The sequence below is a fragment of the Sphingomonas sp. genome (assembly GCF_048595155.1).
Classification (GTDB): Bacteria; Pseudomonadota; Alphaproteobacteria; order Sphingomonadales; family Sphingomonadaceae; genus Sphingomonas_I.
Window position 1 is genome coordinate 1 of sequence record NZ_JBMDXN010000127.1, and the last position, 11,572, is coordinate 11,572.

An 11,572-nucleotide genomic window follows, 5' to 3' on the forward strand; every position below is an offset into this window, starting at 1 on the left:
CGCAGCGTCGCCCCGACGGAGGCCGGCGCGCGCCTGCTCGAACGGCTCGGCCCCGCGCTGGGGGAGGTCGCGGCCGCGCTGGAGGTGGTCAACACCTTCCGCGAGTCTCCCGCCGGCACGCGCCGCCTCCCCGTGCCGGTCGGCGTCGCGCGCCTCGTCCTGCCCCGGCTCCTGCCGGATTTCCACGCCGCTTTTCCGGATATCCTGGTCGATATCATCGCGGAGGACGGCTTCGTCGATATCCTCGCAGCGGGCTGCGATGCCGGCATCCGCTATGACGAGCGGCTGGAACAGGACATGATCGCCATCCCCATCGGCCCGCGCACACAGCGTTACGCCACCGCCGCCGCGCCCGCCTATCTCGATCGCCGCGGCCGCCCGGCCCACCCGCGCGACCTGCTCGATCATGCCTGCCTGCGCGGCCGCTTCAGCAGCGGCGCCATGACGGCGTGGGAGTATGAACGCGGCGACGAAATCGTGCGCGTCGAGCCCACCGGGCCGCTCATCGTCCGCGTCGGCACTGCCACCGATCTTGCGGTCGATGCCGCCATCGCCGGCGTCGGCATCGTCAGCCTGTTTGAAGACTGGCTCCGCCCCCATCTCGACAGCGGCGCGCTGGAGCCCGTGCTCGAACCCTGGTGGCCCAGCTTCTCCGGCCCCTTCCTCTATTATCCCGGCCGCCGCCACACCCCCGCGCCGCTCCGCGCCTTCATCGATTTCATCGCGACACGGCGCTGGTGAGGGGGCGCCACTAAGCTGTTACGGAGCAAGCCTGCTCCCCCTCCGTCATGCTGAACTTGTTTCAGCATCCATCGTGCCACAAGCGCTGACTAATGGGGAAAAGCCCAGCCCAACCGCCAGGTCCTCCCCCTCGGGATTGTCCTGCTCGATCAGGTTGATCTTCCAGTCGCGGTGCCAGCGCTTGAGCTGTTTCTCGCGCGCGATCGCCGAACGCATGTCGTCCAGCATCTCGAACCGGACCAGCCGCTTCACGTCATATTTTCGGGTAAAGCCATCCGTCGCGCCGGCGCGATGCTGATGCAGCCGCCCCATGAGGTCCGACGTCACGCCGATATAGAGGGTGCCGTATCGCCTGTTCGCCAGGATGTAGACACAAGGTTGCCGCTCCCTCATCCACCGAATGTGCCCGGCGATGGATGCTGAAACAAGTTCAGCATGACGGACCGACCGGTTGCGAGAGCTGTCCGAAAAAGGGAGTACGTCCCGTCGCGCGGCTACCTTTGCCCCTTGGCCCAGCTCCGCTCGATCTGTGCCTTCCACTCCGGCCCGCTGGCTGCGTCGCGCGCGCCCATCGCCACCACCGCGTCATTGGCCTGAGGATCCAGCGCCGTCCGCCGATACGTCACCTCGACGATCGTCTCGTCCGCCGCCACCGGCCGCAGCGCCACCGCGATCGCCGCCGTCATCACCTCGGGAATGACATAGACATAGTCCATCCGCCCGTTCGTCAGGTCGAACCGCGTGTTCACCCACGTCGCCGTCCGCGTGCCGTGCGGCACGGTGAACACCGCCCCCTCCACGTCCGCGGGCGGCTGCGGGAAGAGGAAGGTCGGCTGCCAGTCCGCCCCCGCCCACGCGCGCTCCGCCTGCGCGCCGAACAAGGGCGCCGCCTTGTCCATCGGCGCATGCAGGCGAAAGGAAAAGCGATTCACCACCTGCACCGGCGCAGCGGCGGCCGGCGCGGTCACCGCCGGCGGCGGCACCACCGGCATCACGCCGTCTCCCGCAATTTGTGGCTGTCCTCGGCGGTCAGCGTCAGTCCATACAATTCGCCGAATGCGGCAATGTCGCGCAGCGTCTCGGGCGAGAAGGGCGCCTTGCCGGCAAAGGCGTGGAGCACGATCCCCTCCAGCAAATCGCCCAGGCTCATATCCTTCTGCTCGGCCACGGCCTTCAGCACCTTCAGCAAGCTCTTCTCGATCCGAACGCCAGTTTGCACCCGCTCGACTGCAACATGATGGTCGTTGTTCACGGTACATATGTACCAAAGTAACATGGGACAGACAACCCAGATGTACAGCGCCGCTTGAGTGTCGCCCCGAAGACGCTAGTCTGCTTCTCGTGGGGGAGAATACCGGCAATTTCAGCTTTCTAGCGGCGCACAGTCCGCAGCTTGCGAAGCTCGGGCGTCTAGCCGAGCGCTATTTCGCAGACGACCCACCAACGGCGCTGGTCAAGTTGCGTCAGTTTGCCGAAATTACCGCGAAAGAAGTCGCAGCGCGTCAGGCGCTGCTCCGTGATCCGCGGGCGTCGTTTGACGAAATTCTCCGAAACCTTCGCGCTAGGTCAATCCTGCAGCGGGAAATCGCCGATCTTTTTTATCATCTTAAGCGCGCAGGTAACGCCGCCGCGCATGACGACACCGGTACCGCGGGCGACGCCCTCACGTGCTTGAAAATTGCTCGCGCTATCGGCATCTGGTTTCATCAGAGTTATGGTGGCGCACCGTCGTTCAGGGCTGGCCCGTTCCTACCCCCGTCTCCGCCCCAGGATGCGAGCGCGTCGCTTCGTGAAGAATTGGCCGAGCTTCGCAAAACAGTCGCTACAAGCAACGATGCGGAGGCAAAGGCTCGACTAGCGGTCCAGCAGGCTGAAGCGCGTCGCCGGGAATTGGAAGGCCGGGCGAAAGCAGAAGCCCGAGAGCGCGACTTTTGGCAGGCCTATGCAGCGGAGACGGAAGCTGCGCTTCATTTGGCAGAGCAGTCACTCAAGGAACTTCAAGCCAAAGCGGATGCCACACCTGCGCAACAGCTTGAGCTACTCGCGCAGGTCTCTGCCCACAGCGCCGAAGACATTCAGATCGACGAACCCACGACGCGGATTCTGATCGACGAGCAGTTGCGATCAGCGGGCTGGAAGGTTGATAGTGCCGTGCTGCGATATGCCGCTGGTGCCAGACCCGGATATGCTGAGGCGGTGGCGATCGCCGAATGGCCGACCAAGAGCGGGCCGGTGGATTACGCGTTGTTCGTGGACGGACGCTGCGTCGGTGTTATCGAGGCCAAGCGTCAGATCAAAGATGTCCCCGGTCGCTTAGGTCAGGCGAAGCGCTATGCGCGCGATATCACCCTGACACCTGATGAATTGCCGGAAGGCGGCCCGTGGATCGATGGTGATGATCGCTTCCGGGTGCCCTTCCTCTTCGTCACCAACGGTCGTCCATATGTAAAGCAGCTCGCGACGAAATCAGGCACTTGGTTCTGGGACACGCGAACCAAAATGCCGCCACGTGCACTGTCGGAGTGGTTTTCGCCGCGCGATCTGACGGAACGGCTCGAGCAGGAAGTCGGCGAGGATTTGGCGCTCGTCGCCGAACGCGAGATCGGTGTGACCGGACTTCGGCCGTACCAGCAGGAAGCCATCGAAATGGTGCAGGCGGCTGTCAATCATGGCGACCGTCACATCCTTCTCGCAATGGCGACGGGAACGGGCAAGACACGCCTCGCAATCGCTTTGATGTATGAATTGCTACGCGCCAAGCGGTTCCGGCGCATCCTCTTCCTGGTCGATCGCAATGCGCTCGGGCGTCAGACGCTTGACGCTATGAGCACGACGGATACTTCCGGCTTCCTCAAGTTCGATCAGGTCTTCCCGGTCGCTGACATGGCTCGGAAATTTCCTGAAGCGACCGATCGCGTGCAGGTTGCTACGGTTCAGGCAATGATCCGGCGGGTCTTTGATGACCCAGATTCGGAGCGGCCCACGCCAGGCACCTATGACCTGATCATCGTCGATGAGGCGCATCGCGGCTACACGCTGGATGCTGAGCTGCGCGAAGAGGATCTAGGCTTCCGCAATCTCGACGACTACCTCTCCGCCTACCGTCGCGTGCTGGATTATTTCGATGCGACGAAGGTCGCGCTTACGGCGACTCCAGCGCTCCATACGCGCGAAATTTTCGGCGACCCCGTCTTCCGATACGGCTACCGCCAAGCCGTGATCGACGGCTACCTCATCGATCATCGCCCGCCGCGCCGGATTACGACTGCGCTCAGCCAGACTGGCATCACCTTTAACAAGGGTGAAGAGGTCAACATTGTTGATCCTCGCACCGGCCAAATCGATCTGTTCAACCTTGAGGATCAGGTCGACTTCGAGGTCGCCCAGTTCAACAAGAAGGTCTATACGCGAGCCTTCAACCGGGCGGTCGCGGAGGCGGTAGCCGCGGAGTGTCCGCCTGATGTCCCTGGCAAGACGTTATTGTTCGCTGCGCGCGACGATCATGCCGACATTCTGGTCGAGGAGCTGCGCGCGGCGCTGATCGACGCATACGGTCTGCAACCGCACGATCTGGTCGAGAAGATCACGGGTTCGGTCGACAAGCCGCTCGATCGTATCAAAGCCTTCAAGAACGATCCGCGCCCTAAATACATCGTCACTGTGGATCTGTTGACGACGGGCATCGACGTTCCGGCGATCACAAACCTTGTTTTCGTCCGACGAGTAAATAGTCGCATCCTCTATGACCAAATGATTGGCCGAGCCACGCGCCGATGCGACGAGATCGGGAAGGAATATTTTCGAATATTCGATGCGGTCGATATCTACGCGAACCTCCAGGACGTCACCGATATGCGGCCCGTCGTGGTAGATCCCGGCCTGACGTTCGCCACGCTCGTCAGGGATTTACAGCGCGCCGGCACGGATGAGGATCGGCATTTTGTGCGCGATCAGATCGTCGTGAAAATGCGGCAGCGCATTCCGCACATTGACGATATTCAACGCGAAGCGCTTGAAGCCGTATTGGGCACGTTGAGCGAGCTTCCCGACAAGCTCAAATTGGCGCCGCCGTCTGACATGGTCGCTTTGTTCGCACAGCACCCGTCATTCGTTGCGATCCTCGATAATGCCGGCGGGCAGCGAGGCCGCGGCGAGATTTTCATCTCAGAGCATGAAGACGAGTTGATCTCCGTCGAAGATGACTTCGGTGGGAAGGCAAACCCCGCTGATTACATCGACAGCTTCGAAGCCTTCGTCCGCGCCAACATGAATGCGGTACCCGCAATAATCGCCGCCACGCAGCGTCCGCGCGAATTGACCCGCAAGGAGCTAAAGGAGCTCGCGATACTGCTAGACGGTAGGGGCTTTTCGGAGGCGGCACTGCGCCGCGCTTATGGTCGTGCGCGTAATGCTGACATCGCTGCTCACATCATCGGCTTCGTCCGCCAAGCGGCATTGGGCGATCCGCTCGTCCCCTACGAGACGCGGGTCGATAATGGCGTGCAGTGCATCATCGCCAGCCGGCCCTGGACAGCTAAGCAGAAACAATGGCTCACACGGATTGGCCGCGTTTTGCGCGCGCAGCCGGTGAGTGATCCCGAAATCCTTTCGGATCCCCTGTTCGCGCAAGCCGGTGGCTTCGCGGTGGTCGACCGCGAGTTCGATTCGGGGCTAGGGGACGTGCTCAAGGATCTGAACGCGGCTATCTGGGACGGCGGGAAAGCCGCATGATCTGGGCTGCATGATGAAAGAAGCTGAATGAACCCCTCCACCGATCTGGTGAATAAGCTCTGGCGCCTGTGCGCACTGCTGCGCAAAGATGGCGTGACCTATCAACAATATGTCACTGAGCTTACCTACCTGCTGTTTCTGAAAATGGCGTCCGAGCAGAAGGACGAAAGCCGCATCCCTGAGCAATATCGCTGGGGCGCACTCAAGGCGGCAAACGAGACGGAGGTGCTGACGAGGTATCGTCAGGCGCTGATCGATTTGGGCGACGGCACCAAGATTCCCGATCGGTCGATCGTCGCAATCTTCCAAAATGCCGCGACGATCGTCCGCGAGCCGGTCAACCTCCGAAAGCTGATCGATGCGATCGACGGGCTGCATTGGTTTAGTGAAGAACGCGACGCCTTCGGAGACGCTTATGAAGGTCTGCTCCAGAAGATGGCGGAGGAGACCAAGCGCGGCGCCGGACAATATTTCACGCCGCGCGCACTGATCAGTGTGATGGTCCAGTTGATGGCGCCGCAGCCTGGCGAAGTCATCCAGGACCCGGCGGCAGGTACGGGCGGGTTTCTGATCGCCGCCGACCGGTACATGCGTGCTGCCACCGACGATTATTTTCAGCTATCGCCGAAGCAGCAGGCGTTCCAGCTAAACGATGCCTTTCGCGCGATCGAGAATGTACCTGACACCTTTCGCCTTTTGTTGATGAATCTTCATCTGCACCGAATGGACCTGAACCATATTGACTTGGCCGACACACTCAGTCCAGCTGGCGAGCAGTCTAAGTACAAGAATGCGGACCTCATTCTGACCAATCCGCCGTTCGGTCCGGCTGGAGGCGCGCCCACACGCGGCGATTTGACGATCACCGATCGCGTCTCCTCTTACCAGCTGCCTTTTGTCGAGCATGTCATTCGCTCGCTGAAACTTGGGGGGCGGGCAGCGGTGATCGTGCCGGACAACGTGCTGTTCGAAGAGGGCAGGGGCAAGGCGCTACGCCAGCGGCTGATGAGCTGGTGCAATCTCCACACGATTCTGCGTCTGCCGATCGGGTTGTTCTATGCCCAGAGCGTGAAGACCAATGTACTGTTCTTTACCCGCGCTGCGGAGGAGGCGCCGCTTCAAGATGCGACCGAGGCAGTGTGGGTCTACGACGCGCGCGCCAACGTTCCGTCTTATGGCAAGACCAACCCGTTCAAGGCAGCCGATCTCGATGCTTTTGCTGCAGCGTTTGGCGACGACCCCTACGGCAGGTCGGTGCGCACGAATGAGGGGGAAACGGGCCGCTTCCGTTGCTTCACTCGTGCCGAGATCAGGGACAAGGACGACAATCTCGACATCAGTTGGCTCAAGGACACCAGTGGCGATCCCGAGGATGGGCTGGAAACGCCGGAGGAGATTGCCGCGGCGATTGAACTGCATCTTTCTAACGCTATGGTCGAGGTGCGTGCTCTGATCGACGAGATGGACGAGGGTAGGCTTGCGGCCGCACTGGCTGGAACTCGCGAATGATTTTGCCAGCGGGATGGGCCAAAGCAACAATCGGTGATATCATCGCACCAATCGAAACAGGCGCTCCTGCTGAGCGACCAGACGTCGCATTTCGATACGTCGATATTGGATCGATTGATAACCGTACGCAGCGCATCGCCTATCCCAAGGATATGCTTGGTGCAGATGCGCCATCACGAGCGCGCCGCCGTATTAGAAGCGGCGACGTACTGTTCTCTACGGTGCGTCCGTATCTCAAAAACATCGCGATCGTGCCGCCAGAGCTGGACGGGGAGTATACCTCTACCGGTATATGCGTCTTGCGAGCGGTAGAAGGAATTGATCCGAATTTTCTATTCAAACGAGTCATGTCTCAGGAATTTGTCGATGCCATGACTCGTGCGTCCGACGGATCACTCTATCCCGCCATCGCGGACAATGACGTCTTCCGGGGCGATTTGCCTTTACCTCCGGCAGCCGAACAGCTGCGCATCGTAGCAAGGCTGGACATGCTAGCAGCTCGCCTTGCTCGGGCGCGAGGCGAGTTGGACCGGATGTCGACACTGCCCGAAGCTCTCAGGCGATCAGCGCTCGACGCAGCATTCAGCGGCGCCCTGACAGCTGACTTGCGTAGCGACGGGGGCGGGCAATTGGCCGAACTACCGAAGATTGACGATCAAGAGCGCGGGATGTGGAGGGCACGATCGCTTCCGGGGGAATGGCGATGGGCCCAGTTCAGCGATTTCTTCAACGACGTAACCGACTCTAAGCGGAAACTCCCGGAAAACGCGTATCAGATTGCGGGCTCTTACCCCGTGATCGACCAAGGTAAGCGCCAAGTCGGCGGATATACGGACCGCACGGACCTTCTTCATTCTGCGACCAGCCCGGTAATCGTGTTTGGCGACCATACTCGCTGCGTGAAGCTGGTCGATCCTCCGTTCGTTCAAGGCGCAGACGGCGTAAAGGTCTTGTCGCCGGCGGCAGGGGTCGAGGTGAAGTTTGCCCGCTACGCCTTGCTAGCTGTCCAGATACCCGCCAAGGGCTACAGTCGGCACATGAAATTTGTCCGCAAAACAGTTTGGCCATTGCCGGGCAAAGCAGAGCAACGTGTCCTGGTCACCCGACTCGACACCATTTTCGCTCACGCCGGCCGCCTCGAAGCCGAGGCTGCCCGCGCTCGCGAGCTGCTGGACCGGCTCGAATCCGCGATCCTTACCAAGGCGTTTCGCGGGGAGCTAGTACCGCAGGACCCGAACGATGAGCCCGCCAGCGTACTGCTGGACCGAGTCCGCGCGCAGCGTGCCGCCAAACTGGCGACCAAACGTACCCGCCGCACCACCGCGACCGCCTAAGCCATGCCGCGCGCCGTAGCGCCTAGCATGCCGTCATCGCAGGGAAGTTACGAAGCGATGTTCCTGAGCATGGCGCCGCCGGGGGACATGACTTCATCGCGCTTTAAATACCGTGGCGCGAGTGAGTGATAATTAGGCGGCAGAAGGTGCGCTTCTGCGGCCGCCCCTCAAATCGCCCGCCGCTCCACCTCCCACGCCCGCATCACCGCCTCCACCCCCGCCAGCTCCGTCTCCAACCGCTGCCGGCACCCACGCCCCACCGCATTCCCGCTCGACCTGTTCTTCCCCTCAACCGTTCTCGGCCCTGTCGAATGCGCCCATGCCTGGCGCGCCTTCATCATCTGCGCATAGGCCGCGCGTCGTTCAGGCGTCCAACCCTTGGCCATAGCTCTCCCGCTCCGCATTGCGTGCCGCCCATTCGTCCATCGATCCCACCTCGCCCAACGGCATATCGTACGCCGCATCGTGGCCGCGCGGCTGCACGATGATGCGCTCGATCCGCGTGATCTGCCGCGGCGCCTCCACCTCCTTGCTCGGCCGGTTCGCCATGTCGCTCAGCGCGCGCAAGGTCGCGCGGCTTTGCGCCTGCGCCCGCATCGCCAGCCGCAGATAGCGTTCGGCCGCAATGCCCGGCCGGCCCAGCGCCGCCTGGCCGCGCCGCGCCATCTCCGCAAAGATCGCGTTCAGCGCGGTTGCCTGTCCCACCAGCATCGCCTCCGGGCCGGACAGCGCGCCATCGCGCACCGCCTGCACCTGATCCAGCACCGCCTCATAGCCTGCCTGCGGGTCAATCGCGGCACCGTTCGCATCTTCCCAGAACGCCGCCACCACCACCGCACTGGTCACGCACGGATCCACCGCCTGCGCCGCACTCTCCCGCCGCCGCGCGCTCTCTGCATCCATGCTCACCCCCATCGCTCTCACTTTCCCGCTTGACCAATATACGTATATAACATACAAAAATCCCTTAGAAAGTCAAGAATGTTACGCGATAAGCGTATGATGCGCTCTTTCTCATGTCGATACGAAGCTCGCCGTGCCTAGGCCGCACCGCGTCGCCCCCGAAATCATCAAGTTCGTTTCTGGTGTTTTTCTGTTTTTCCCCTCGTGCGGATCGCCCTCTCGCATCATCGGCAAACGCCCTCTAAAGCCCCACGCGATATGACCATCGACAAGACCTTCGATCCCGCCGCCATTGAATCCCGCTGGTACAGCCATTGGGAGGGCGGCGGCCTGTTCCGCCCGGCGCGCGATACCGCCGAGCCCTTTACCATCGTCATCCCGCCGCCCAACGTCACCGGCTCGCTCCACATCGGCCACGCGCTCGATGTCACGCTGCAGGATATCCTCGTCCGCCACGCCCGCCTGCAGGGCAAGGATGCGCTTTGGGTGGTCGGCACCGATCATGCCGGCATCGCCACGCAGATGGTGGTGGAGCGCAACCTCGCCGCCGAAGGCATCACCCGCGCCTCGCTCGGCCGCGAAGCCTTCATCGACAAGGTGTGGGAATGGAAGGCGGAAAGCGGCGGCACCATCACCCGCCAGCTTCGCCGCCTCGGCGCCTCCTGCGATTGGGCCAACGAACGCTTCACGATGGATGCGGGCTTCTCGCGGGCCGTGCTCCACGTCTTCGTCGCGCTCTACAATCAGGGCCTGCTCTATCGCGACAAGCGCCTGGTCAATTGGGATCCGCACTTCCGCACCGCCATCTCCGATCTTGAGGTCGAGACCAAGGAGCGCAACGGCCAGTTCTGGCATCTCACCTATCCGCTGGCGGATGGCTCTGGCACCATCTCGGTCGCGACCACGCGGCCTGAAACCATGCTCGCCGACATGGCCGTCGCGGTGAACCCCACCGACGAACGCTACACCGCGCTCATCGGCCAGCAGATCCGCCTGCCCATCACCGGTCGCCTCATCCCCATCGTCGCCGACGAGCATGCCGATCCGGAGCTCGGCTCCGGCGCGGTCAAGATCACCCCCGGCCACGACTTCAACGATTTCGAAGTTGGGGTCCGAGCCGGAATCAAGCCGGCCGAGATGCTCAACATGCTGGATGCCGACGCCCGCATCCAGCAGACCGCCGACGGCCTCATCCCCGCCGATCTGATCGGGCTCGATCGGTTCGAGGCGCGCGACCTCATCGTCAAATTGCTCGATGAGGCCGGCGCGCTCGAAAAGGTCGAGGATCGCGTCATCCAGACCCCCTATGGCGATCGCTCCGGCACCGTGATCGAACCCTGGCTGACCGATCAATGGTATGTCGACGCCAAGACGCTCGCCGGCCCCGCGCTCGAAGCGGTCCGCTCCGGCGACATCCGCGTCGTCCCCGAAACCTGGAAGAAGACCTGGTATAACTGGCTCGAGAACATCCAGCCCTGGTGCGTCAGCCGCCAGCTTTGGTGGGGTCACCAGATCCCCGCTTGGTATGACGAAGACGGCCAGGTCTATGTCGCCGAAAGCGAGGCCGAAGCGCAGGCGCAGGCCGGCAACAAGCGCCTCACCCGCGACACCGACGTCCTCGACACCTGGTTCTCCAGCGCCCTGTGGCCCTTTGCCACATTGGGCTGGCCGGGCGACGACGCGAAAGCCCTCTCCTCTGCGGGGAGAGGGTTGGGTGAGGGGGCCGAACCAAACAAGTCCGTTCGTGCTGAGCTTGTCGAAGCACCGTCCTTCTCTTCCTCGGCCGAGGAAGAAAGCAGTACAGCCCTTCGACAGGCTCAGGGCGAACGGACTGGGGGGCCATCTAACTCCCTCGTCTCCCGCCACTACCCCAATGACGTCCTGATCTCCGGCTTCGACATCCTGTTCTTCTGGGATGCGCGCATGGCGATGCAGGGGCTGCACTTCATGGGCGAAAAGCCGTGGAAGACGCTCTACCTCCACGGCCTGGTGCGCGACGCCCACGGCGCCAAGATGTCCAAGTCCAAGGGCAACACCGTCGATCCGCTCGGCCTGATCGACAAATACGGCGCCGATGCGCTGCGCTTCACGCTGGCCGCGATGGAAAGCCAGGGCCGCGACATCAAGCTCGATGAGAAGCGCGTCGAAGGCTATCGCAACTTCGCCACTAAGCTGTGGACCGCCGCCCGCTTCGCCCAATCCAACGGCATCGGCGGATCGACCACGCTGGAGCCGCCCAAGGCCGATCTCGCCATCAACCGCTGGATCATCGCCCAGACCGTCAAGACCATCCAGTCCCTCGATCTCGCCCTCGCCGACCTCCGCTTCGACGAAGCCGCCAACACCATCTACCA

9 protein-coding genes and 2 pseudogenes are annotated in these 11,572 nt (G+C 62.3%); 6 read left to right on the forward strand and 5 right to left on the reverse strand.

The annotated features are described in order from the left end of the window. The coding region (locus ACOJSI_RS19705; protein WP_420140023.1) for a LysR substrate-binding domain-containing protein at positions 1 to 741 on the forward strand (741 nt) is incomplete at its 5' end. A gap of 45 nt (positions 742 to 786) precedes the next feature. Here ACOJSI_RS19705 and ACOJSI_RS19710 read toward each other — a convergent pair. From ACOJSI_RS19710 to ACOJSI_RS19720, 3 genes are all read right to left on the reverse strand, one after another. Further along, a complete protein-coding gene (locus ACOJSI_RS19710) occupies positions 787 to 1,134 on the reverse strand; it encodes a GIY-YIG nuclease family protein (protein ID WP_420140024.1) in 348 nt (115 codons plus the stop codon). Between the two features lie 101 nt (positions 1,135 to 1,235). Beyond that, a complete protein-coding gene (locus tag ACOJSI_RS19715) occupies positions 1,236 to 1,733 on the reverse strand; it encodes a hypothetical protein (RefSeq protein ID WP_420140025.1) in 498 nt (165 codons plus the stop codon). Then, positions 1,733 to 1,993: a hypothetical protein gene (locus tag ACOJSI_RS19720; protein WP_420140026.1), complete on the reverse strand. Its 261-nt coding sequence runs from the start codon at positions 1,991 to 1,993 to the stop codon at positions 1,733 to 1,735. The genes ACOJSI_RS19715 and ACOJSI_RS19720 overlap by 1 nt, the downstream gene beginning before the upstream one ends. 89 nt (positions 1,994 to 2,082) lie before the next feature. Here ACOJSI_RS19720 and hsdR point away from each other — a divergent pair, with 89 nt between their 5' ends. The 3 genes from hsdR to ACOJSI_RS19735 are packed head-to-tail and all read left to right on the forward strand — an operon-like array spanning position 2,083 to position 8,315. Then, positions 2,083 to 5,472 (forward strand): type I restriction-modification system endonuclease, encoded by a 3,390-nt coding sequence (hsdR, locus tag ACOJSI_RS19725; protein WP_420140027.1) that lies wholly within the window; start codon positions 2,083 to 2,085, stop codon positions 5,470 to 5,472. A 27-nt stretch (positions 5,473 to 5,499) separates the two neighbouring features. Continuing rightward, entirely contained in the window at positions 5,500 to 6,981 is a 1,482-nt protein-coding gene (locus ACOJSI_RS19730; RefSeq protein WP_420140028.1) for an N-6 DNA methylase, read from the forward strand. Next, the gene (locus tag ACOJSI_RS19735; RefSeq protein ID WP_420140029.1) at positions 6,978 to 8,315 is read left to right on the forward strand and encodes a hypothetical protein; all 1,338 of its coding nucleotides are present in this window, start codon (positions 6,978 to 6,980) and stop codon (positions 8,313 to 8,315) included. Before ACOJSI_RS19730 ends, ACOJSI_RS19735 begins: the two co-directional genes overlap by 4 nt. 167 nt (positions 8,316 to 8,482) lie before the next feature. Here ACOJSI_RS19735 and ACOJSI_RS19740 read toward each other — a convergent pair whose 3' ends face one another. Together ACOJSI_RS19740 and ACOJSI_RS19745 are read right to left on the reverse strand one after the other, a co-directional pair. Then, complete coding sequence (locus tag ACOJSI_RS19740; protein WP_420140030.1) at positions 8,483 to 8,701, reverse strand: hypothetical protein; 219 nt, start codon at positions 8,699 to 8,701, stop codon at positions 8,483 to 8,485. Next, on the reverse strand, positions 8,679 to 9,218 hold the full coding sequence (locus tag ACOJSI_RS19745) for a hypothetical protein (protein WP_420140031.1): 540 nt from the start codon (positions 9,216 to 9,218) through the stop codon (positions 8,679 to 8,681). The genes ACOJSI_RS19740 and ACOJSI_RS19745 overlap by 23 nt, the downstream gene beginning before the upstream one ends. A gap of 258 nt (positions 9,219 to 9,476) precedes the next feature. Between ACOJSI_RS19745 and ACOJSI_RS19750 the strand changes: the two are divergent. Continuing rightward, positions 9,477 to 10,847, forward strand: a pseudogene (locus ACOJSI_RS19750) (valine--tRNA ligase); the annotation flags it as partial. Between the two features lie 234 nt (positions 10,848 to 11,081). Then, positions 11,082 to 11,572 (forward strand): annotated as a pseudogene (locus tag ACOJSI_RS19755) (class I tRNA ligase family protein); the annotation flags it as partial.

Coding starts and splice junctions, on each gene's coding strand:
- ACOJSI_RS19710 (WP_420140024.1), bottom strand. CDS start 1,134: ATGAGGGAGCGGCAACCTTGTGTCTACATCCTGGCGAACAGGCGATAC.
- ACOJSI_RS19715 (WP_420140025.1), bottom strand. CDS start 1,733: ATGCCGGTGGTGCCGCCGCCGGCGGTGACCGCGCCGGCCGCCGCTGCG.
- ACOJSI_RS19730 (WP_420140028.1), top strand. CDS start 5,500: ATGAACCCCTCCACCGATCTGGTGAATAAGCTCTGGCGCCTGTGCGCA.
- ACOJSI_RS19735 (WP_420140029.1), top strand. CDS start 6,978: ATGATTTTGCCAGCGGGATGGGCCAAAGCAACAATCGGTGATATCATC.
- ACOJSI_RS19740 (WP_420140030.1), bottom strand. CDS start 8,701: ATGGCCAAGGGTTGGACGCCTGAACGACGCGCGGCCTATGCGCAGATG.
- ACOJSI_RS19745 (WP_420140031.1), bottom strand. CDS start 9,218: ATGGATGCAGAGAGCGCGCGGCGGCGGGAGAGTGCGGCGCAGGCGGTG.